Annotated in this window: 13 protein-coding genes; 8 read left to right on the top strand and 5 right to left on the bottom strand. The window is 48.9% G+C overall.

The window, feature by feature from the left end; genetic code table 11:
• Positions 1-169 precede the first annotated feature (169 nt).
• Together MHB54_RS20495 and MHB54_RS20500 are read right to left on the bottom strand one after the other, a co-directional pair.
• Positions 170-1,450 carry an AAA family ATPase gene (locus MHB54_RS20495; protein WP_023989822.1) on the bottom strand — a complete coding sequence of 427 codons (1,281 nt, stop codon included), beginning with the start codon at positions 1,448-1,450 and terminating at the stop codon, positions 170-172.
• A gap of 1 nt (position 1,451) precedes the next feature.
• A complete protein-coding gene (locus MHB54_RS20500) occupies positions 1,452-2,909 on the bottom strand; it encodes an RtcB family protein (protein WP_071558392.1) in 1,458 nt (485 codons plus the stop codon).
• Positions 2,910-3,452: 543 nt separating this feature from the next.
• Here MHB54_RS20500 and MHB54_RS20505 point away from each other — a divergent pair.
• The 5 genes from MHB54_RS20505 to lpdD all read left to right on the top strand — a co-directional run bounded on the left by MHB54_RS20505 (position 3,453) and on the right by lpdD (position 14,459).
• Positions 3,453-3,782, top strand: coding sequence for an ArsR/SmtB family transcription factor (locus tag MHB54_RS20505; protein ID WP_013311437.1), 330 nt, complete (start codon positions 3,453-3,455; stop codon positions 3,780-3,782).
• A 29-nt stretch (positions 3,783-3,811) separates the two neighbouring features.
• Positions 3,812-5,593, top strand: coding sequence for a SulP family inorganic anion transporter (locus MHB54_RS20510; protein WP_076265309.1), 1,782 nt, complete (start codon positions 3,812-3,814; stop codon positions 5,591-5,593).
• A 516-nt stretch (positions 5,594-6,109) separates the two neighbouring features.
• On the top strand, positions 6,110-7,735 hold the full coding sequence (locus MHB54_RS20515) for a S8 family serine peptidase (RefSeq protein WP_028542492.1): 1,626 nt from the start codon (positions 6,110-6,112) through the stop codon (positions 7,733-7,735).
• Positions 7,736-8,301: 566 nt separating this feature from the next.
• Entirely contained in the window at positions 8,302-13,806 is a 5,505-nt protein-coding gene (locus MHB54_RS20520; protein ID WP_340981867.1) for a S8 family serine peptidase, read from the top strand.
• Between the two features lie 305 nt (positions 13,807-14,111).
• Positions 14,112-14,459 (top strand): prenylated flavin chaperone LpdD, encoded by a 348-nt coding sequence (lpdD, locus tag MHB54_RS20525; RefSeq protein ID WP_068942071.1) that lies wholly within the window; start codon positions 14,112-14,114, stop codon positions 14,457-14,459.
• An 11-nt stretch (positions 14,460-14,470) separates the two neighbouring features.
• Here the strand turns inward: lpdD and MHB54_RS20530 are convergent, their stop codons facing one another.
• Positions 14,471-15,058: a hypothetical protein gene (locus tag MHB54_RS20530; protein WP_340981870.1), complete on the bottom strand. Its 588-nt coding sequence runs from the start codon at positions 15,056-15,058 to the stop codon at positions 14,471-14,473.
• Between the two features lie 223 nt (positions 15,059-15,281).
• Between MHB54_RS20530 and MHB54_RS20535 the strand changes: the two genes are divergently transcribed.
• The gene (locus MHB54_RS20535; protein WP_025720792.1) at positions 15,282-15,653 is read left to right on the top strand and encodes a DUF4190 domain-containing protein; all 372 of its coding nucleotides are present in this window, start codon (positions 15,282-15,284) and stop codon (positions 15,651-15,653) included.
• A gap of 93 nt (positions 15,654-15,746) precedes the next feature.
• Positions 15,747-15,986: a hypothetical protein gene (locus MHB54_RS20540; RefSeq protein ID WP_264454681.1), complete on the top strand. Its 240-nt coding sequence runs from the start codon at positions 15,747-15,749 to the stop codon at positions 15,984-15,986.
• 153 nt (positions 15,987-16,139) lie between these two features.
• On the opposite strand, the gene MHB54_RS20545 is transcribed toward MHB54_RS20540, so the two are convergent.
• Both MHB54_RS20545 and fabV read right to left on the bottom strand, forming a co-directional pair.
• Complete coding sequence (locus MHB54_RS20545; RefSeq protein WP_023989813.1) at positions 16,140-16,292, bottom strand: DUF1540 domain-containing protein; 153 nt, start codon at positions 16,290-16,292, stop codon at positions 16,140-16,142.
• A 298-nt stretch (positions 16,293-16,590) separates the two neighbouring features.
• Positions 16,591-17,778 (bottom strand): enoyl-ACP reductase FabV, encoded by a 1,188-nt coding sequence (fabV, locus tag MHB54_RS20550; RefSeq protein WP_028542496.1) that lies wholly within the window; start codon positions 17,776-17,778, stop codon positions 16,591-16,593.
• 189 nt (positions 17,779-17,967) lie between these two features.
• Here fabV and MHB54_RS20555 point away from each other — a divergent pair, with 189 nt between their 5' ends.
• Entirely contained in the window at positions 17,968-24,198 is a 6,231-nt protein-coding gene (locus MHB54_RS20555) for a WIAG-tail domain (RefSeq protein WP_340981871.1), read from the top strand.
• Positions 24,199-24,288: the final 90 nt, after the last annotated feature.

Below are 24,288 nucleotides of genomic sequence, written 5' to 3' on the forward strand. Positions count from 1 at the left end.
TCGTGAATACCCAAAGCCTACACTAATCCTATCCAGAAAATTCGTAAGATTACGATTTTTTTCTTCGGTGGAATAGGATTAGTAGATCATTGGCTTAAGGTCACCCTTTCGATACTTTATTATTTATAAACGTAACATAAATTTCTTGATAAGGCAATGAAAGGATAACTCAGAAGAACCCGACTCGTCCTTCGGCCACATTTTTTAACCAGTCCTGCTTACGGCTCTTATCGAGCTCGCCTCGCATACCTTTGATAATCAGTTCAATATCGGCTTTTCCCTGCTCATGCCACTCCAGAGCAGTGCTGACATACAGTTCTCCGAGCTGTGCCAGCGAAAACCCGTCAGTCATGGCTGCCGCCTTCTGTGTACCTGTTTCCCCTGCAAAAACAAGGAAGTTGCGCAGCTTGAGATATGCCAGTCGCAGCGCTTCGTCAGGCAAACTGATTTCATAAGCCCGGTCGAAACGCCCTGCCCGGTTCATCAGACCTGGGTCGATTTTTTCGGGATAATTGGTCGTTCCGATCAGGAAGATGCCCTCCTTGGATGTAGCACCGTCGAGGGTATTCAGGAAAAAAGAACGCACCTCCTGAGGCATGGAATCAATGTCCTCAATAACCAGTACCATCGGAGCCAGGCGAGTAGCCGCCTCGAACACCTCTTTGACCGATTCACTGGTTGTATACTCCGTAATTTGCCAGTAGGCTGCCGGACCCGGTACACTGCTGGCAATTGATTTTACAAGTGTTGTTTTACCGTTGCCCGGATGGCCGTATAGCAGAATACCACGCTTGTAAGGAATGTTATAAGTCTGATAGAAGGTACGATCCGCTTCAAAAAACTGATCGAGTGATCGGAAAATATCCCGTTTGATTTCCGCTTTCAAAATCACGTCATCCCGCGTAATTGCGCGGGTTATCGGCTCTGCCTGCCGAGAAAGTCCACGGCTTGTGTCGGTAAAAACGGTGACACGCTTCATATTCTGCTTACGTTCACGACCGCGTACTCCCGCGAGGAAGCCTTGCAGCTCTTGGTCGCCTATCGCAAATACGTAATCTTCATTGTACACGCCATTCTCACGGAAAAAGGGAACTCGCGCCAGCGCGATGCCCCACTTGGGATAGGCGAATACATTATTACGCATCGACAGATGCACGCCATATTCAGGAGTCGGCCCGTCATCGTCATACTGGATGGTGCGTTCCTCCAGACGATCGAAGACCCGTGCTACATGCTCCAGATCGGGACTGCCTGCACGAATGTCCTCCTCCAGTAAATCCCAATACTCAATATTGGGATCATCGCTGGCATACAGCACGTATTTTACGCCGTAGCGGTTATAGAGTGCTTCACTGATACCGTCGATCAGACGGGCATAAGCGGCATAACCGGTAATGCGCCCATCTGTACGTTCATCAAATTCGTAAATAGCTGGGATGTCTATACTCAAATTATTTGGCTCCTTTCAGGGCGGCTAGCGGCTTGCATTTGGCTACAACTGCTGCGAGTCCTGCCCCGGTGACACTTTCGATAATATCATCTACATTTTTGTAGGCTTGCGGAGATTCGTCGATAATGCTTTCCAGTGATGCCTGATTGACCACAATTTCGTCGTCTGTCCCTACACCCAGGGCCCCTGCAAAATCGTCCACACTGACGAGTCGTTTGGTCGCAGAACGCGAACGAATACGGCCTGCTCCATGACAAATGGAGTGGAAGTTATCCTGACCGCCCGGTAAACCTACCATAATATAAGAGGCTGTCCCCATAGAGCCGGGGATCAGGGCCGGATGCCCTGTCGCCTGATAAGGCCGCGGATTGTCAGGGTGTCCTGCTGGAAGAGCACGCGTAGCACCTTTACGATGCACAAACACGCTGCCGTGATCCGGATGGGATTCCTCCCAAGCATAATTGTGCATTAGATCATACAAAGTACGCAACTCGCACTTTGTACCAAAGACATCGCGGAAGGCTTCACGCACCGAGTATGCGATGAGATGTCGGTTTACCACGGCATAATTCAGCGCCGAATACATCATATCGACATAATGTGCAGCCTCGGGATGGTCCAGCGGTGCGAATACCAGTCTCGGGTCAGAGGTGCCGAGTCCGAGACGGCTCATCGTCTTGGCAATAGCAGATGAACTGGCCTGGCTGACTGCTCCACCCCAAGCCCGCGATCCAGAATGAATCATCACAGCCACCTGACCGTCGAACATACCCCATGCTTCAGCTGTTTCGCGGTTTTCCTCAGCGATTTCAATCGCCTGAATTTCGACGAAATGATTGCCTCCACCCAGTGTGCCGAGCTGTCGGTGAGCCCGATGCCATGTACGGTCTTCGACAAGATTCAGCACCTCCTCGTCAAAGGAGAACTTACTGTGCTCTACATGGGTGAGTGAGGTGGATTTCTTAGGAGTGTAGCTGTCCGGAATATATTTGTTGGGTAAGCCGTGCAGACCCTTGCGTACAATATGCTCCAGTCGGATATCCGAATAATGCCCGCGCTGGTGGACTTCCATGGGCAAGTATTTGTCGATGGTTTTGACCAGCTTACGGCGCAGCTTGGTTTCCTTCAAAGCATCCTTGTGCAGATTGGTCAGGTGTACGCGCATGCCACAGCCAATATCGCTGCCGACGATGGAGGGAGATACATAGCCGTCCTCCATTCCCCATACAGCAGTCGTACCGATGCAGGTTCCGACGCCTACATGTACATCTGGTGTGTATCCCATATAGCGGATACCAGGAATTTGTAAATTGTTATTAGCCATCTCGAACACCTTGTAATCCAGTGAGGAGAAAAGTTGCTGAGAAGCATATACGGTTAGATCACCTGCCGGAAGCTTCATCAGATGGCTGTATGGTCCTTCATGCAAGGACGAGTTGGTTGTATGTTGTATATTCATATAAATGGGTAGTTCCCTTCTTCATGTAAATTCATAAATACTTGCATAAAAAGATTTAAAAAACAAAAAAAACCGCAGACTTGTCGTCTACGGCTTCCTGCACCGAAAGTGTCATTACATTTTATGATCAACTCATAAATACGTAAAATAACCTGTTCTTCCAATAGCATAAAAAAATAAAAAAGCCTGGCTAATCACGCCGTCAGACAGCGTGATATCACCCATCATGTCGCCCGAACGGGGCCGATGAGACGAAAACACAAATATGTGATTGTATCATGCTGCCTGTCTGTCGTTATCATATAAAGCTCGGTCATGTCTGTCGGCCCCCTTTTCTTAAAGTTAATTGCTATGTTAATGGAAACCTGTGGAAGCTGTCAACCCCTGAAAGATAGAAGTGTGGGAGAATGTGACTTTACTCATGGTGAAGTGTGAGTAACATCATAGTTCAATTGGCCTAAAGCTGTTATTGTACTGAATATTCAAATATTCAGATATTGTTGATCGTTTATAGGACAATTCTGTGAGGGGGACGGAGCAGGCATGGAAGGAGATCTCCAGAAATTTAAGGCCGACTTTTTCAAAGCATTGGCTCACCCTCTGCGCATCCGCATTTTGGAGGTGCTGAGTGAAGGGGAACGGAATGTGAACGAGCTGCAGACTGCGCTCGGTTCCGAAGGTTCTGCCGTATCGCAGCAATTGGCCGTTTTACGGGCCAAAAATTTGGTGAACAGCTTCAAGGAAGGTACATCGGTTGTATATTCACTACGTGATCCGCTTTTGACGGAGCTGCTTGCGGTGGCGCGGCGGATTTTTGACAATCATTTGGTCGAAGCTATCTCGTTGCTGGAAGGTATACGTAACGAGAAGTAATGCTATTACAGAAAAGAAGGGTTATAGGAATGAAGTGGATAGGAAGGTTCGAAGGCTATAACGCAGGGGCTTTGCGAAAGGATCTAATTTCCGGAAGTATTGTAGCAATTGTGGCGATTCCGCTCGGTATGGCGTTTGCCATTGCATCAGGAGTAAAGCCGGAATATGGGCTGTATACGACCATTGTTGCGGGGATTTTGGTTTCGCTGCTGGGAGGGTCCAAATTCCAGATCGGAGGACCTACTGGTGCATTTATTCCGATTTTGCTGGCTATTGTCATGCAATACGGTTATGAGAACCTACTCATAGCCGGTTTTATGGCGGGCATTATGCTCATTTTAATGGGTGTGCTAAGGCTGGGGGCACTGATTAAGTTTATTCCCAAGCCAGTAACAATTGGCTTTACGGCCGGAATTGCCGTGACGATATTCAGCGGTCAGATTGCTAACTTTCTCGGCTTGCGCGGGGTAGAGCGGCATGAAACTTTTCTGCCTTCCATGGCAGAGCTCATCCATCGACTTCCTTCACTGAATGTATATAGTATCCTGACGGCTTGTATCTGTCTTGCCGCGCTTATTTTGGTGCCAAAAAAATGGCCCAAGATACCCGGCTCACTGGTTGGCCTACTCTTGTCAACGCTGGTGGCAGCTTTACTTTTTCCAGGGCAGGTGGCTACCATTGGATCTGCGTATGGCGCAATTCCAGCATCTTTACCTGAGCTACATATTCCTGTGATGACGTGGGATTTGATCGTGAAACTCTTGCCGCCAGCACTTGTTATTGCAATGCTGGGAGCTATTGAATCTCTGCTTTCAGCGGTGGTAGCTGACGGTATGACGGGAGCTCGGCATAACAGCAATCGTGAACTGGTTGGACAAGGGATTGCTAATTTGCTGACACCGCTGTTCGGCGGTATTCCTGCGACAGGTGCAATTGCCCGCACTGCCACAAATATCCGTAACGGTGCTGTTTCTCCTATGTCAGGCATCGTACATGGGTTCGTGGTGCTCCTCATTCTGGTGCTTTTTGCACCTTATGCATCTAATATTCCGTTGGCCAGTATGGCTCCGGTGCTGATGGTAGTAGCGTGGAATATGAGTGAGCGCAAGCATTTTGCGCACATTCTCAAAACGCGGACAGCGGATTCTATCGTACTGGTTGTCACCTTTTTGCTGACGGTTTTTACGACGCTGACAACGGCTGTGGAGGTGGGTTTAATTCTGGCGGTTGTATTGTTTGTTAAACGTATGAGCAATACACTTTCAGTAGACAAGGTACTTCCTGATCCTTCTGTAAAACATGAAAAAGTAGGCGCGCATATGGTCACAGATCAGCATGATTGTCCACAGGTGGCTATTTACAATGTGGAAGGCCCTCTATTTTTCGGTGCAGCTTCGGTATTGGAAAACTCAGGTGTGGGAGGTCAGACTGACCACCTACAAGGGATTTTGTTGTTGCGTATGGGAAAGGTCCCTTTTATGGATATGACGGGAGAAGGTAACTTTACCGCATTAATTCAGAAATACCGGAAGTCTGGCGGGACGGTGCTTGTTTCCGGACTCCAGCCTCAACCGCTGGCATTACTACAGAAGACCGGATGCTACGACATGATTGGACAAAAGCATTTTTTCGAACATACAGGAGAGGCCCTTACGGCTGCCCTTGCGCTGGTGAATCAGGATCAATGCTGTGGATGCAGGCAAATGGCTTTTCGGGAATGTACAAGTCTGTGCCGCAGATCGCAGCAAACCAAATCTTCCTTTCCAGATGGAGCCGTATCGGTTCCCATACCTGTAAATAGCGGCAGATAACACTCTTTAAATTTGTTGCTGAATGCCGAAAAATCTCTTCTAATCTCCGAAACCAAGTGCACAATGAAGACTTGCATTTGCTTCGAAAATGGAAGAGATTTTTCTCTTCTTAAAGAAAAAAAGGAATAAAATTCAAAAAAATGCTTGAATATCTGATTTTATGACACTATACTAGATTCAAAAGATACCATATGTTTCATTCTTTTGTTTTAAATTGTATTTTAATACTTGCTTATCAACCTCCTCGATCACTTCTAGTTTCTTACCCTACCTTTTTCTTCATTTTTTTCACTTACTATTTTCAAACTTGTCCACCTGTTCCTACCCGATGCTCGTTCTTTGCGGTCTGCACCAAGGGTTATTCACCTCAGAATGATGACCTATGGATTTCACCCCAGCGGAATCTATATTTTTTAAAGGAGGTGAGTACCAGAGGCTATTTTGTGAGCTTTTGACGTAGCTACTCGGAGGCTGTCCTTGAGAATTAAAAAACCAAGTAAAGGGAGATGGAAAGTATTGATTAAGTCGAAAAATATCAAAAAGACGCTGTCGGTCAGTTTTACCGCTCTTCTTGCTTTTTCTCTAATTTCTCCGGTATATGGAGATTCCAGCACAACCACCTCAGCAGGAGGATCAACCATTTCCGCCAAGGTTTCAGCCAAGCTGAACCAACAATTCAGTTCCAGTGAGTATGTCACCTATCTGGTTAAATTGAAGGATCAGGTGGATACGGAGTCAGTTGCCAAGCATGCTTTCCAAAAGGCCTCTGCAGAGCAAATTTCACCGGCTGCTGCTAAGCTTTCTGTACGTACAACGGTTGTGAACTCTCTCATGGATACAGCAGAAAAAACGCAACAATCCGTGGAAGAATACTTAAAGAAGGAAGTCAATAACGGAAACGTCAAAAAATACAAGAGTTACTTTATCGTGAACGCATTTGCGGTAACCAGCACCAAAGAGGTCATGGATAATCTCGCCACACTTCCTGAGATCGACAAAATTTTACCGGATGAAAAGCGGGAACTGCAAAAGGTAGAAATAGATAAGGATGCCCAGCCCGTAGTTGAGGAATCTACAGCTGACCAAGCGGTTGCAGATCAAGCCGCTGTAGATACGGCTGTGACGGAAGAGAATGCGCAAAAATCGGTGGAAGAATCCGTGTATAAGGATGCGGTAACGCCAAGCCGTGTCGAGTGGAATATTTCTAAAATCAAAGCACCACAGGTTTGGGCCAAAGGCATTGACGGCAAAGGCATTGTTGTCGCCAATCTGGATACAGGCGTTGAATATACTCACCCGGCACTGAAAAGAAAATGGCGTGGTCTGAACGCTTCCGGCCAGGTCGTTAATCCAGAACTGAGCTGGTATGATGCGGTTAATGGAGCATCGCTGCCAACTGATTCAAATGGACATGGTACACATACGATGGGGACGAGCGTTGGCTCGGACAGCAACGGTACGAATGAAATCGGTGTTGCTCCCGGCGCCAAATGGATTGCGGTTCGAGTATTCAATCCAGATACCACCGACTCCATCTTACTGGACGGTGGACAGTGGATTCTTGCTCCTGTAGATAAAAACGGTAAAAAGCACCCTGAGCTTGCACCGGATGTGGTGAATAACTCTTGGGGCGGTGGACCTGGCCTGGATGAATGGTATCGTCCAGTCACCAAGGCGTGGAGAGCGGCTCAGATTTTCCCTGAGTTCTCCGCAGGCAACACAACACTGTCCAATCCGGGCGGACCTGGGTCTGTAGCCAATCCGGCGAATCTACCGGAAGCTTATGCGACAGGAGCCACGGACGTTAACAACAAGCTGGCCAGCTTCTCGCTGCGCGGTCCTTCTCCTTATGGCGAAGTGAAGCCTGAAATTTCGGCTCCTGGTGTGAACATCCGTTCTTCTGTACCGGGCGGAGTGTATGAGGGGGGATGGAACGGTACTTCTATGGCAGGCCCGCATACTGCTGGATTAGCAGCATTACTGCTTCAGGCCAAACCATCTTTGACTGTGGATCAACTGGAGGATGTTATTTCAAAAACAGCGACTCCGCTGACAGATAGCCAGTATCGGACTTCACCGAACAATGGTTACGGATATGGTCTGATCGACGCGCTTGCTGCGGTGAACTCCGTACTTAAGTGAGGATTTTGCAAAAATCCTATAAGCGACTTCCAATGAACAAGATATAGAGCGAAAGATAGGATTAAGAAAGACCCCCGAAAATCCCTTTGAGCGGCTCGTACAGAGATTGCATACACCTATTAACCGTGTAATGCACTATTACGTAGCCGCAAAAAGGGGTTTTCGTACATAAAAGAATATAAAAGTCATAGAATTTCAAGAAAAATGCAAAAAAATGACTTGTATATCTGTTTTGATAACTTTATACTATTCCATAATATATGATTATATATCAATTTTTAATATAAAATGTAATGATATAACATGTTTTTCTTCGAAGTTCTCCTGCTTTTTCTCCTTGGTTTCTACTGAATTTCATCGCTTCCTATTGGGATTGTAAACTCACCTATGAAGTACCACCACCTATGAACAGCCAAATATTTTTGTGCCTCTATATTCTATGAAGGAGGTGGTCGCCAACCACATCGTGTTGCGCAACCCGTGTGTTTGATGTGTAAGGTATGAGGTCTTACTCTGTACAGGTTATTCCAGAAACATTAAACCTAGTAAAAGGAGTGGAGAAGTAATTGATTAAACCTAAACGATTCAAGAAACCACTATCTATTGGACTATCTTTGCTAATGGCCTTTTCCTTTGTTCAACCCGCTTTGGCGAATAACACACCAGATGGCTCCAAGCTGGAGCTGAAATCCGCCTCGCATAAGGTCACGACCGCGAAGGTATCCCCGAAACTGACCAAACAGTTTGAGGAGAATAACTATGTTACCTATCTGGTCAAATTAAAAGAACAGGTAGACACCAACAAGGTTTCCAAAAATGCTCTTCAAAAGGCCTCACTTGAGAAAATAACACCTTCCGCTGCCAAAATGGCTGCACGCAGCCATGTGATCAGTTCTCTGCGTGAAACGGCTTCAAGAACCCAATATGGGCTTGAAAATTATTTGGATAAGCAATCAGAGAGCGGCGGAGTGAAGGAATATAAAAGCTTTTTTATTGTCAATGCATTGGCTGTAACAAGCACCAAGGAGGTGCTGGATCATATTTCGCAGCTGCCTGAGGTCGATAAAGTCTTGCCGAATGAAACGCGTTATCTGCAAAAGGTGACGGTTGACAAGCAAGCAGGAGCAAATGCCAAAACGGCTGAAACAGCTGAAACAGTGACAGCAGCCGCAGCGAAGTCTACGACGGTAGAGAAAGCTGTAGAGCTGGAGAAGGACGATGGCAAAACATCGGCTAAGCCTGGCAATGCAGGTAAGAACGCTGTAGACCCATCTACGGTGGAATGGAACATATCCCATATTAACGCACCACAAGTGTGGGAAAAGGGAATTGACGGAACCGGAATCGTGGTTGCCAATCTGGATACAGGTGTAGATTATACACATCCGGCCCTTCATCGCAAATGGCGGGGGCTGGACGCGGCAGGCAATGTCGTGAATCCCGAACTGAGCTGGTACGATCCGCATAGTCATGCGACGCTTCCGGTCGATCAGGAAGACGATTCCCATGGTACACATACGATGGGCACGATGGTCGGCTCTGAGGAAAACGGAACGAACCGAGTTGGCGTTGCACCTGGTGCGAAGTGGATTGCGGTTCGGATTTTTAATCCGGAAACGACGGATGCGATTATACTGGATGGCGGTCAATGGCTGCTTGCGCCAAAAGATGCCCAAGGGAATCTTCATCCCGAGCTTGCTCCAGACGTAGTGAACAACTCGTGGGGAGGCGGACCGGGTCTTGATGAATGGTTCCGGCCTGTGGTTCAGGCATGGCGGGATGCTCAAATCTTCCCTGAATTCTCTGCAGGTAATACCTCTCTTTCCAATCCGGGCGGACCTGCTTCGGTAGCCAATCCGGCGAACTATCCGGAATCCTTCGCTACTGGAGCCACCGATATCAATGATAATCTAGCCAGCTTCTCCTTGTTAGGACCATCACCCTATGGTGAGGTGAAGCCCGAAGTTTCCGCACCGGGTGTTAATATCCGGTCATCTGTCGCTGGTGGCGGCTATAAAGGCGGATATAACGGTACTTCTATGGCCGGACCTCATGTTGCGGCTCTTGCAGCCCTGTTGCTGCAAGCGAATCATTCGCTTACCGTAGATCAGCTTGAGGAAATTTTGATGAACACAGCTACACCGCGCACGGACAGCACATATCCTACTTCGCCAAACAATGGCTACGGACATGGTGTCATTAATGCGCTGGATGCAGTCGGTTCGGTCATGCAAGGTCTGGGCTCCGTGTCTGGTAAAGTTGTAACGGGTGGCGACGATCTGGAAGCACCTGTTCTCGAGCATACACCGCCCGCAGCGGCATTCGAAGGTATTGATATACCTCTGACTGCTCATGTAACGGATGATGTCGGCGTGACAGCCGTTGAGGCATTTGCCAAAACAGCAGGTACGTCAAACTATGTATATATTCCGTTGGAACGGACCTCCGGCGACAGCAAAGATGGTACATATCAAGCGTCCATCCCGACTTTTTTGGTGGACAGCGCTGGTCTGGAATACTATATTCGTGTAAATGATTACGGTAATAACGGATTTGAAACTGAAGTATACAAGGTTAAAATCTCCAAAGGCGTAAAACCAGGTTACACACAAGACTTTGAAAAAGACATTGCCGGTATTAATATCGGTGGACAGGGCAGTGTTTGGAAATGGGGAACTCCGACAAGCGGCCCTAAAAGCGCAAATTCGGGTACAAAGGTCATCGCGACTAATCTCGAAGGCCAATATCAGGCCAACTCCAACAGTTATTTTATGGCCCCTCCGATTGATCTGACCGAGAGCTCAAAAGGGGCACTGGTCAGCTTCAAGCATTGGTACGATCTTGAAAACAATTCTGATTTCGGCAAAGTATACGTAGCAACCACAAACAATCAGAATGCGTTTGAGCAGGTATTATCGTTTACTGGCACCAGCAACGGCTGGAAAACACAATATCTTGATTTGCGGGCATTCGCGGGTCAAAAGGTATACCTCCTCTTCAACTTTACGAGTGACAATACGGTTGTGAAAGATGGCTGGTATATTGACGATCTGTCAATTCAGGAGCCAGACACCGTTGCACCTGCTGCGCCGAGCAATTTGACTGCTGAAGCCGATACTGTGGGCAACGTCACACTGGCCTGGAATGCTTCCTCCGATGAAGATGTGAAGCAGTACAAGGTGTATCGTTCTACCCAATCAGGCAAAAATTATACTTCCATCGGTACAACCTCAGCACTGACACTCACAGATACCATCACGGTCGGTGGAGCGACCTATCATTATGCAGTGGCGGCTGAGGATTATAGTGGCAATGAAGGAATCAAGTCGAATGAGGCTTCTCTGAGAGTAGACGTGCCGGATACGCTGTATAGCGATCATTTTGACGGCAGCTCGGATAATGGCTGGACTCATTCCGGTACCAAGGATGAGTGGGAACGTGGCATTCCGAAGGAAGTAGGACCAGAGAGCGCAGTGTCCAGACCGAATGTGTGGGCAACCGATCTTGATAGCAATTATGAGAACGGGGCTGAATTTTCGCTGGTTTCTCCAAAAATTAATTTGCAGGCTGTACGCAATGCAACACTGACCTTCAATCACTGGTTTGAAATTGAGGCCAGCTATGATTACGGTTATGTGGAAGTGTCCAAAAACAATGGCGACACGTGGAGCGAGCTGGGCAAGTTCTCTCACAATACGAATGGGAAAAAGTGGACTCCAGTTTATTACAATCTGGATAGCTACACCGGCAATGAGATTCAAATTCGCTTCCGTTTGAAATCGGATAACAGTGTGAACAAGAACGGCTGGTACATTGACGATTTCCGTGTGTTGGGCATTCCAGCTGCGACAGTGACCAAGGACATTGTACCTGAGTCGAATATCAAGCTGGAAAAGGCGGAAGAACAGTTTCCGCTGTACAAAATTACGAGCACTGAAAAGAGTGAATTCCAGGAGAAAGTGAAGCCGGCAGAAACAACGATGGATAGTGGACGTGTCGGGCTCGACAGTCTTCCAGCCAGCGCTACGGTTACGGTATTGGAAACCGGACGTTCGGTGAAAACGGATCCGACCACGGGCAAATACAGCTTCACCCATGTAGCAGGCGACTATACGCTGAAGGCTGAAGCCTATGGTTATGTGCCTCAAACGAAAGCAGTCACGATTGAGAATAACAAAGTCATTAGAGCAAACTTTAGCCTTCAGGCCATACCTCACGGTACGATTCACGGGGTCATTACCGACAAGCAATCCGGTGAACCGATCCAAAAAGCGAAAGTGTTGGTGCTGGAGGATGCACGTATTGCTCCGGTAGAGACGAATGAGGCTGGAGAATTTACGCTGGACGTGCTGGAAGGAACATACACATTGTCCATTTCAGCTGAGAATTATTATAGCGACAGTGTATCCGTTATTGCTCCTCCGAATGGTAGCGTGGAAGCGAATGTCACGTTGAAACCTTTCATCGGGTTCCAGGGAGGCATCGCCTACGATGACGGGACAGGAGAAAATGCCAGAGCCTTTAATGCGGCAGGCAATTCATGGGCAGTCAGAATGACGCCTGAGTCGGAAGTGGCTCAAGTGACAGGAGCATCGCTTTTGTTCTGGAACTCTGCCTTCCCGAATCCGGGAGGAACGGCATTCCAATATTCTGTTTATGACGCCTCTGGTGCGGCAGGAGCGCCTGGACGATTATTGGCTGGTCCATTCGACGGGACTGCCGTGCGGGATGAGTCACAATGGACGACAGTGCAGCTTCCAGAACCGGTGACGGTTCAAGGTGACTTCTACATCGTATATACACAGTCTGCTGTAGGCACACAGTCGCCGGGTCTTGCTACAGATGAGAGTGGCCCGAATGCACTTCGCAGCTGGCAAGGTGTAAGCGGCGCATGGAGCCAATCTCCTGAGGAGGAAGGGAATTACATGATCCGGGCTATCGTCAGATATCCGGTGAATGCTCCAACGATTACGACTCCTACGAAGGCTACGTATACGCAGGAAGAGTCGATTACCGTAACAGGAACTTCCCCGGCAGAAGGAGCCGATATTCAGCTCTTTAACGGTAAGGAGCTGGCTGGCACAACGAAAGTGAAGGATCGCCACTTCAGTTTGTCGGTTGATCTTCAACCAGGTGCTAATCCGCTAAGTGTTCAAGCAGCGGTATACGGCAAATTAACGGATCGTTCCGAAACGGTGGTTGTGACACTCGATCAGACTAAACCGGGTCTGATCCTGACTTCACCTGATGAAGGGGCCCGTACAAACGCGGGTGTAGTCAGTGTAGTCGGTACCGTGTATGACGAGTTCCTCACCGAATTGACGATTAATGGTGAGCCCGCTGAATTTGGAAGTGACGGCAGCTTTAACAAGCGGTTGCTTATCAACGAAGGTGAAAATCAAATTACGGTGACGGCCAAGGATCTTGCCGAAAACGAAACAAGTGTTACGCGCTCGGTGTATGTCGATACAGCTCTGCCGAAGCTTGAAAACATTAGCCCTGCTGAGGATGTGCGTATTACTCCAGGGCAGCCGGTACGAGTATCCTTTGACAGTGCATCCGGTTTGGAGGCGTCCTTCCATGTGGAGCTGCCTTTCAACCTGTCCACTTTGGGCCGCAACGATATTCCATTAAATGAAACTTCGTCAGGCCACTATGAAGGTACTTATTTCACTTCATCTTCTCTGAATCTGGAAGGCGGAGTCATCGTGATCCGGGTAAGGGATGCAGCGGGAAATGAAGTGGAGACGGAGGCACTGGGAAGATTGTATGTAGCCAATGGTGGAGGACAGAACCCTGATCCGAATCCATCCAATGAGAAGCCGGTAGCCATTATTCAGGCTAATGAATCAGCTAAGAAGAACAAAAATGTACAATTTAACGCCAAAGCTTCCCGTGATGTAGACGGTGAGATCGTTAGTTACAGCTGGAATTTTGGCGATGGCGATACGGCGGTCGGTTCCAAGGTGAAGCATAAATTCACCACAGCTGGAACGTATACCGTAGAGCTAACGGTGACGGATAATGACGGCGCAAGTGGTAAGACTGTGCATACGATCACGATCCGTTAACAGCCAGTAGGAAAGGAAATGCTTCTTTTAGAATAACAATGAAGGCCCACAGCAAGCCACGGTTTATAGAGGCTGCTGTGGGCCATTTTTAAATTGTCGAACCGTTCAAGAAGCGGTACAATGAGTAGAACTCTATAAAGTGAATCGTTTCACAATAGAGGATTTTGCAAAAATCCAATAAGCGATTTTCAATAAACGATATATAGATCGAAATGGTCTAGTTCGTCTATATATTGCACTTTGGAGCGACTGGAATCGAATTTTGCAAAATCCTGAATAATATTTTTTAGCAGGAGAGGATCCTATTGATTCATTTGCAAAAAGAAAGCGGACGTATCCGTCTAGAGCTGGATGCCTATTTTATGGGGGAAGATATCATTGTACTCATTTCAGGCGGTGATCAGCCTCATTTGGGAACGATTACAGCAGGGGCCAGACTCGAGCCGATTCAAACTGTGCAATTGCAAAATCACAAGGAGTTTTATATTACCGAAGAAATTGCAGTTCGCTTGCGAAAAGAGTTTGCAGGCAATTTTGCCATTTGCTGCGGGGCACATTTAGATCATGCAACCAAGGACGAAATCCGAGTGCTGACAGATATGGCTATACAACTGGGGAAAGAGCTCATTGGAGAACTCAAGCAAGCACGCTAGTAGCGACCTTTTTAAGTGAACTCCCGAAAGAGCAGATTGCGATATGGGTACTTACTAAAGGGATACTTAAAAAGCAATGCAAAGCCATCATCCTCAATGTGTACAGATTTCAGCGCAGAGGATGGAATCAAACTACGGATCATTACATGAACTGCACGCTGGTCTTGTCTGTTGATCGCTTTGGCAAAGGCAGAAGCAAAACATGGATTGCGTGCCAATTCGCGATACAGCGGAAAAACGGCTTTTGCAATGGCGCGATGAACTCTCGGCTCAAACGTAAACTGCACAGTCCCCGGTGGAATCGTCGTTCCATTCGTATAATAGAGCATCGGTGGCTGAGCTAAAAAGGAAATAAAGTAGCCGATGCCATTCGTGCCTAAGCCTTGTTTGGCGGCAAATGGCGCTACTGAGCAGAGAAGGGATTTCATCCGATCCAAGTTGCCCTGAACGACAGCTCGTGACCATTGGACGGCAAAAGCACGGCGAGTTGCAATAGCTTTGTAAAATGGCAGCATGGCAGCGGATATTTTCCTAAGTGTGTCTGCATTTAAACGTTTGTGAGGCGAGCCCTTTCTGCGGGATGTTGCACGATATAGCATAGCTCCGACCTCCTTGGCAGGATGCTCTCATGGAGCGCAATTGATCTGTAACAGGTAAAATACTGTATGCCCGGTTACCTCAAAAAGTGCTAATATCGCTAGGTTTCTTCTTTTTAACGTTCTAATTTAAAAATTCGAAATAAGTACTGTCCTGATTTGTAAGATTGTGGTACCCTAGAACTTATATAATTGCTATTTTTCGTATTGGAGTTGAATTTAACAGATGAGTGATTTGTACAAGGAGCCTCGATCTTCCGATCCTTTTCAGGAGACGAACGATTATAACGCCCCATTTAACCCGCCCCCAGTAGTTCCACCTACGAATAGTAAAGCTGTTGCCTCGATGGTGCTCGGGATTTTATCTGTTGTCATTCCCTATATCGGGTTGATTATCGGAATTGTGGGTATTATTTTGTCCAGTCTTTCCTTGAAGGAAATTAACCGTCATGGCGAGCAAGGCAGAGGTATGGCCATTGCTGGATTGGTATGTAGTATTATCGGTACACTGATTTATACACTGATCATCATTTTTATAGTTATTGTTTTTATTGTAGCGGCCTCCAGTGGCGATCCGGATATTTTTTCAGACATTTAATCAATTGAAGAATGCTTGAGTCAGACAAACCATTCACGATTTGACGATTGGATGCTATGATAAAAGGAGTCCAATGAAGGAGATTGAAGCCATATGGCACGTACTCAAACACAAAAAGCGTTGAGCAAGGCAAAACGCGCTGGAATCTATTGCGCGGCACAAAGCCGCAAAACGAATGACCATTATGGCGAGATTTCACAGCACATACGAATGAAGCCGACCAAGCAAGAACAATTACAGAAGATCAAGCACAAGAAGCGAATCGTTCAGAGCGACGCTTCTTTTTTTGTCTTTAGAGAGAACAGCAGTGTCCTTTTCGGCTTGGATTTATAAAGTAGCAGAGAAATGATTGTATACAAGCGAATAGCGTTTTTCTGTACCGAAAAAGGACTTGATAATAATTATCATTCTTGTTAGAATATCATAAGAAAGAAGGAACCCGGGCATGGGCTCCTTCATTATAAAACTAGGCTTGAAATCAAAGATTTACTTGGCTTCGAAGGTTTTGCAGTCTGTTTCTTCAGACTTGTGAGTGTCTTCAGGTCTGTTGCTTACGATGTAAATGGAGCTAGCGCTGCATTTATTCTCTTGGGCCCAGTGCGTACATGAATTGACTTCACACAGAACGTCTTTTGCCATGTTGTACACCTCCTTATATGGATGTGGTGGGCTGAGCAAATATAATCACGGTCAGTCAAGGTAGGACTTGTCCAACTGTGTTTACCCTCTTGTTAGGAAGAGGGACTTTGCTATGCCTACTTGTACAATATCAAATGAATTTTAAAATTGCAATGTTTGCTTCTTTTTGCAGTTCGAAGCGGACACAAGTGTCCCTTTTAATTAAAAAACAAAAGCTGTCCTCCATGCAGAACGAAATGTTTCTCTGCTGGAGAACAGCTTTTTTTGTTTTTCTGACATAATGACGATATGAAAAGACTTAGCGCACGTTAGGAATATTTACGATGGGATCGATGTCAGCATCATAGTCTACGCCCTCAAACTCAAAGCCGAACAGTTGGAAAAATTCGTGACGATATCCTTCAAGATCTGACAATTCGTAGATATTGTTGGTCGTCAGCGCCTCCCATATCTTCTCAACCTCTGCCTGTACGTCTTCGCGCAGTTCCCAATCATCAATACGAATACGTCCTTCTTCATCTACAGGAGTTTCTGGTGCGTACAGACGCTCAGCAAACAGGCGGTAGCTCTGTTCTACGCACCCTTCATGCAGCCCTTTTTCCTTCATTATCTTATATAAAGCAGAAATATACAGAGGAACGACAGGGATAGCGGAGCTAGATTGGGTAACGAGTCCTTTGGTGACTGCGACGAAGGCGCGTCCGCCTGTAACTTTCAGCTGATCGTTCAGCTGATGTGCTGTCTCCTCCAAATGATCCTTTGCACTTCCGATACTGCCTTCTCTGTAGATGGCTTGCGTAATATCTGAACCAATATACGAAAAGGAAAAGGTTGTTGCAGTATCAGCCAATACACCGCCTTCACGCAAGGCGTTAATCCACAATTTCCAGTCCTCACCACCCATAACCTCTACAGTTGCTTGTACTTCTTCTTCTGTTGCGGGTTCAAGCGTCACGCTGCTGACTTCCCCGGTGTGGAAGTTAACGGTCTTGTTTGTGTAAGGCTTACCAATAGGTTTGAGCACGGAATTAAACGTTTCGCCTGTGCGGGGATTTGTACGACGACCTGAAGCGACACTGTAAATCACCAGATCGACTTGTCCCAGTTCTTCGCGAATGGCTTCCACCGTTTTGGATTTGACCTCATCCGAGAAGGCATCGCCTGTTACGCTTAAGGATTTAAGCCCAGCTTCCTGAGCAGCTTTTTCAAATGCAGCAGAATTGTACCAGCCTGCCGATGCTGTACGTGTGGCGGTAGCATTACTAGGGCGATATACACCAATTGTATTGGCACGCGCACCGAAGGCGGCAGTAATGCGAGAAGCCAACCCATATCCGGCAGATGCCCCGATCACAAGTACATTACGGGGTCCTTGGATAGCAGGACGGGCCTGTACATAGTCAATTTGCTCCTGAACATGTTGGGCACAGCCCACCGGATGAGCAGTGGTGCAGATAAAGCCACGTGTTCTTGGTTTGATAATCATGTTATTGTAATTCCTCTCTTCTTGTAGCGATCTTCACCCTTACTATTTTAACTTTTAACTATTTTTTTTCAAACGTGGATTTTAGTAAGTATCCTTTTTACCCAAAAGTGTATCCTTGCACGGGGTGGCAAGTGCCTAAGTGCCTGCATATGATGCTGTAACGATAAATATGAGAAGGGAGAGAGTTGCTTGAAGAATAAGAGCCGCAAAACCATAAGAAACAAAAAGCCGCTCTATAGTGTAATTGACCCGGATATGAATGAATTAAGTATGATACATCGCGTGAAGCCACAGCCTGCGGAGAGGGAGACAGAAGCAAGACTTCATCAAGTTGCTTCTCCGCCTCCCCCAACCAAAGAGGAGCCGGAGCTACAGACTGTTGTCGAACCTGAAGTCGAGGCTTCGCATGAGACGGAGGTTGAATTTGCGGATGCAGAGGAGACTCAAGTGTCGATGGAGGAACCCCCAGAGCTAGAAGCAGAGCCGGAGCCAGAGCCAGAACCAGAACCTGATCCAATTGATGTGGAGGAAATTTTGAGCAATAAGAAGGCTCCGCATGTAAACAACGCTTTCATTTATACAGACGATTTGAGCGATCTCGCTGTAACGGGTGAGAAGATCGCTCCCGCTTCCATAGATTCCAGCAAGCTGAAGCAAGAGAGTATCCACACGGAATCTCTGGCGGATTATGCCGTTCAAACGATTAAGATAGCCGACGGTGCTGTGACTTCTTCGAAGATTGCCCCGGACTCCATTACGGTGGAACATCTGTCGGACGCATCGGTGGCAGGCAGTAAATTGCAGGATCGCTCCATCGGTGGTGAAAAACTTCGAGATGGTAGCATCACTCCAGAAAAGCTGGCTGATAAGATTATCAGCGGCGATCATATTGCGAATGGCTCCATTGAGAGCCGTCACTTCAAGCAATGGATCGTGTCTTCAGATATGCTTCAAGATCAGGCGGTTACATCTGATAAAATTCGCAGTGGTACGATTCAATCGAACAATTTGGCTAATGAAGCTGTCGATAGCTCCAAGCTGGGCGATCAATCTGTGACCACTTCCAAACTGCGGGATGGGGCTGTGGATGCGGCTAAAATCCAAGCTGGCAGCATTGAGAGTGCACACCTGACCGAGCATGCCGTTCATGCAAGGCATCTGGCCCCCGGTTCGATTAATCGCAAGCAGCTATCCAATGGAATTGTGGGCAAGGAACAATTGGAGGAAGGTGTTGTCAGCGGGCGTCATCTGGAGTCGGAGGCAGTTACCAGTTCGCATATTCAGGCTGGAGCGATTGAAAGAAAGCATCTGAGTCCTGGCTCCATTGGGGAAGAGCAGCTTGGAACGGGCCAAGTAACAGCCCGTCACCTGGCGGATCGGAGTATTCAGTCCAATAAACTGGCAGATCAGTCTGTAGGCTCATTGCAAATTGTCGATCAATCCGTCACTTCATCCAAGATATCGGATCAGAGCATATTACCACACAAAATTGCCGACGAGGCGGTACTTACCAGACATATTGCTACAGCAGCCATACAAGGTCCCCAAATTTCTCCGGAGGCAGTCTCTTCCGTACACCTCCAGTCCGAAATCATTCGAAAGAATCATATTGCATCGGAGGCGGTTACGGAGCAACATTTGCATTCCGGGGCTGTGACGAGCGAGAAATTAGGGAAGGGAGCAGTTCTGGAACACCATGTGGCGAATCAGGCTGTCAAGGAAAATCACATTGCTTCGAGCGCGATTAAGTCTGACAAAATCGCTGACGAAGCAGTGACAGAACCTAAAATTGGCAAAGGGGCGGTAACCGGAAATAAGATTGCCTCTCAAGCCATTACACACGTACACATTGCAACGGGGGGAATTCGTGAAAACCACCTTGCCGACAACAGTGTGGGTGGAAAGGCATTGCAGGCTCAATCCGTCGATTCGGCCCATCTGGCCCAGAGTTCTGTTTTGAGCAAACATCTTGGGGAAGACAGTGTTGGAACCTCGGCTTTGCAAGAACAGTCCGTTACCGCGGACATACTAGGTGAAGGCGCTGTTCAAACCGCGCATTTGGCCAGCGGAGCGGTGTACTCCCATCATTTGCAGGATCATGCTGTTACTTCGCTGAAACTATCGCCGGAAAGTGTGGCCACGGATAAAATCAATGATTTGGCGATTACGGCTCCTAAGTTAGCTGAGGGTAGTGTCACTTCCTCTAAGTTGTCTGCTCGCTCCGTGCAGCCGTGGCATATTACGGATAAAGCAGTGCAGAGTAACCATCTGGCTGTTGAAGCGGTGGAGGCGAATCATCTCGCTCCGGAATCCGTCACCTCTAATCATTTGCAATCTGCATCGGTCCAAACCAAACACCTCGCCCCCGACAGTGTATCCGGTCATGCGCTTCAGTCGGAAAGTGTCACCTCTGAGAAGCTAGCGGCCCGTGCTGTGCAGGCTCTCAATCTGGCGGAAAATAGCGTGGGTCCCGGACATTTGGCTGCGCAAGCCGTACACACTCGGCATTTGGCAGCAGGAGCAGTACAGGAGACGGAATTAGCCCAGAATGCTGTGAAGTCTGCACATCTTGCGCCCGAATCCATCCAATCGGAGCACTTGCAAAGCGGGGTCATTCAGGGAGAGCATATCGCATTGCAGGCTATAGCGACTCCGGCCTTACAGGATGAATCGGTCACCTCTGCCAAACTGTCGGAGGGAAGCGTAACTCCCACCAAACTGTCTGCCCATGCCGTGCAGTCCGGACATATTATGGACGAAGCTGTACAAAGCAACCATTTGGCTGTGGCGGCCGTGGATTCGGCACATCTGGCTGCAGGAGCGGTCACCTCGGTGCATCTACAGGCTTCCTCGGTGCTCACGAGACATTTGGCCCCGGATAGTGTATCCGGTCGTGCGCTTCAAGCGGAAAGCGTCACCTCGGAAAAGCTGGCAGCGCGCTCGGTACAAGGAATGAACCTCGCGGAAGGTAGCATAGGCCCTTCACATCTTTCTGCGCAGTCGGTGCACACTCGGCATCTGGCAGCTGGAGCAGTACAGGATAGAGCACTGGCAGAGGGTGCAGTGAAGTCCGTGCACATCGCACCGGAATCCATCCAGCCACATCATCTGCAAATTGGAACCATTCAGGGAGAGCACATCGCATCACAGTCCATATCGACCGATGCTTTGCAGGATGAGTCCGTTACGTCCGACAAACTGGCGGATAAGGGCGTGACTGCCGCCAAGCTGTCTGCCCACTCGGTCCAGCCGTGGCACATTACAGACGAAGCGGTGCAAGCCAATCATTTGGCAGAAGAAGCCGTTCAGTCCAATCATCTGGCCCAGGAATCGGTCACCTCTACCCATTTGCAGGCTTCAGCGGTGCTTGCGAGCCATCTGGCCCCGGATAGCGTATCCAGTAGTGCGCTTCAAGCAGAAAGCATCACCTCAGAAAAGCTGGCGGCACACTCGGTGCAAGCGACGCATCTCGCGGAAGGCAGCGTTGGCCCTCCACATCTGTCCACGCAAGCGATACACACCCGGCACTTGGCAACGGGTGCAGTACAGGACAGAGCGCTGGCAGAAGGGGCAGTGAAATCCGTGCATATCGCACCGGAGTCCATCCAGTCGCATCATCTGCAAACGGGAACCATTCAGGATTTGCATATCTCCTCACAGGCGATATCGACTGATGCTTTGCAGAATGAGTCCGTTACGTCCGACAAATTGGCGGATGAAGGCGTGACTGCCGCCAAACTGTCTGCCCACTCAGTCCAGTCGTGGCACATCACAGACGAAGCGGTGCAAGCCAATCATTTGGCAGAAGAGGCTGTCCAGTCCAACCATTTGGCCCTGGAATCCGTCAGCTCTGCCCATTTGCAGGCTTCGGCGGTGCTTGCGAGCCATCTGGCCTCGGATAGCGTATCCAGTAGTGCGCTTCAAACAGAAAGCGTCACCTCGGAAAAGCTGGCGGCACACTCGGTGCGAGCGTTAAATCTCGCGGAAGGAAGCGTCGGCCCTTCACATCTGTCCACGCAGGCGATACACCCCCGGCATTTGGCACCCGGCGCAGTACAGGACAGAGCGCTGGCAGAAGGGGCAGTAAAGTCTGTGCATATCGCACCGGAGTCCATCCAGTCGCATCATCTGCAAACGGGGACCATTCAGGGTGTGCATATCGCCTCACAGGCGATATCGACCGATGCTTTGCAGGATGAGTCCGTTACGTCCGACAAATTGGCGGATGAGGGCGTGACTGCCGCCAAGCTGTCTGCCCACTCGGTCCAGCCGTGGCACATTACAGACGAAGCGGTGCAAGCCAATCATTTGGCAGAAGAGGCCGTCCAGTCGAACCATTTGGCCTCGGAATCCGTCACCTCTGATCATTTACAGGCTTCCTCGGTGTTTGCGAGACATCTGGCCGTTGACAGTGTGTCAGGTCGTGCGCTTCAAGCAGAAAGCATCACCTCGGAAAAGCTGGCGGCACGCTCGGTGCAAGCGACGAATCTCGCGGAAGGAAGCGTCGGTCCTTCACAGTTGTCTGAGCATGCCGTACACCCCCGGCATTTGGCACCTGGCGCAGTACAGGACAGAGCGCTAGCAGAAGGGGTAGTAAAGTCCGTGCATATCGCACCGGAGTCCATCCAGTCGCATCATCTGCAAATGGGAACCATTCAGGGTGTGCATATCGCCTCACAGGCGATATCGACCGATGCTTTGCAGAATGAATCTGTTACGTCCGACAAATTGGCGGATGAGAGCGTGACTGCCGCCAAGCTGTCTGCCCACTCGGTCCAGCCGTGGCACATTACAGACGAAGCGGTGCAAGCCAATCATTTGGCAGAAGAGTCCATCCAGTCGAACCATTTGGCTCCGGAATCCGTCACCTCTGATCATTTACAGGCTTCCTCGGTGTTTGCGAGACATCTGGCCGTTGACAGTGTGTCAGGTCGTGCGCTTCAAGCAGAAAGCATCACCTCGGAAAAGCTGGCGGCACGCTCGGTGCAAGCGACGAATCTCGCGGAAGGAAGCGTCGGTCCTTCACAGTTGTCTGAGCATGCCGTATACCCCCGACATTTGGCACCTGGCGCAGTACAGGACAGGGCGCTGGCAGAGGGGGCAGTGAAGTCCGTGCATATCGCACCGGAGTCCATTCAGCCGCACCATCTACACCTTGGAACCATTCAGGGTGTGCATATCGCATCCCAAGCAATATCAACTGATGCTTTGCAGGATGAGTCGGTTACGTCCGGCAAACTGGCGGATGATGGCGTGACTGCTGCCAAAATATCTCCTCATTCGGTCCAGCCGTGGCATATTACGGACGAAGCTGTGCAAGCCAATCATTTGGCAGAAGAGGCCGTCCAGTCGAGCCATCTGGCTCCGGAATCCGTCACCTCTGCTCATTTGCAGGCTTCGGCAGTGATGACTCGGCATATTGCGCCAGGGAGTATATCGGTTCACGCGCTCCAGGCAGGCAGCGTGAACGCTGAGAAGCTTGCGCTTCGGGCAGTGCGTGCTTCGAATCTGGCAGAAGCCAGCATAAACTCCGTGCATTTAACGGAGCATGCCGTACACGCTCAGCATTTGGCCGAGGGGGCGATCCAAGGGTCCGCACTGGCAGAAGGCGTGGTGCAGTCCAGGCATATCGCGCTAGATTCAGTCCAGTCGGAGCATCTGCAGGCAGGGGCTATTCAGCCACAGCATGTAGGCTGGCAGGCAGTGGCTGAGGATGCTATACAGGAAGGAGCGGTGACGTCCAGCAAGCTGGCAGATGGAACGGTACAGTCCCGCCATGTGGCTGAGGAGGCTATTGCAAGCCACCACATTGGAGAGGAAGTTATTGATTCGCATCACCTAAAGCCGGGCTCGGTGACACTGGCTCAGCTGTCCACAGATATACATCTCTCGGGACTTTTGCCAGAGGAAGGCGTCAGTGGCGACAGACTTCAGGCAAACAGTGTATCTCGCAGCCATCTGAAAGCTCAGGCCGTCGACAGCGAGGTGCTGAGCCCAGAAGCCGTGGGACCAGAGCATCTGCAAGCGGCTGCGGTACAAAGCCATCATGTGGCAGAGCAGAGCATTGAAGGTCATCATCTGGTGGAAGGCTCGGTAGGCTCACGTGAGCTGGAGCTGAACGCAGTGAAGCCGGAGCATTTGAGCATCACTCCGGTCCGTACTTGTGCGAATCAGCCAGCATTGCAGCAGTTTGGCAGAGCGCCGTTTCTTTTGAAAGGCAGTGAAGGAGAGACGGAAGTGACCATTGTATTCGGGGAGCCTTTTGTAAACCCGGACTACACGTTGGTAGCGATGACGAACCACCCTCTCTTTCATGCGACGCTGAAATCTCAGACGCCGAATGGAGCAGTGATCGTCGTAACCAAGTGGAACGAAACCGCGCATAACTACGGTATTATTTCCTGGATCGCCATTGGTTAGTGAAGATGGTTATTGTAAAACTCATAGCGTGCAGACTCATGTATTTTCTAAATACAGGGCTGCACGCTTTTTCATATACTTTTCACACAT

It is taken from the genome of Paenibacillus sp. FSL M7-0802 (assembly GCF_038004945.1).
Lineage (GTDB): Bacteria > Bacillota > Bacilli > Paenibacillales > Paenibacillaceae > Paenibacillus > Paenibacillus polymyxa_B.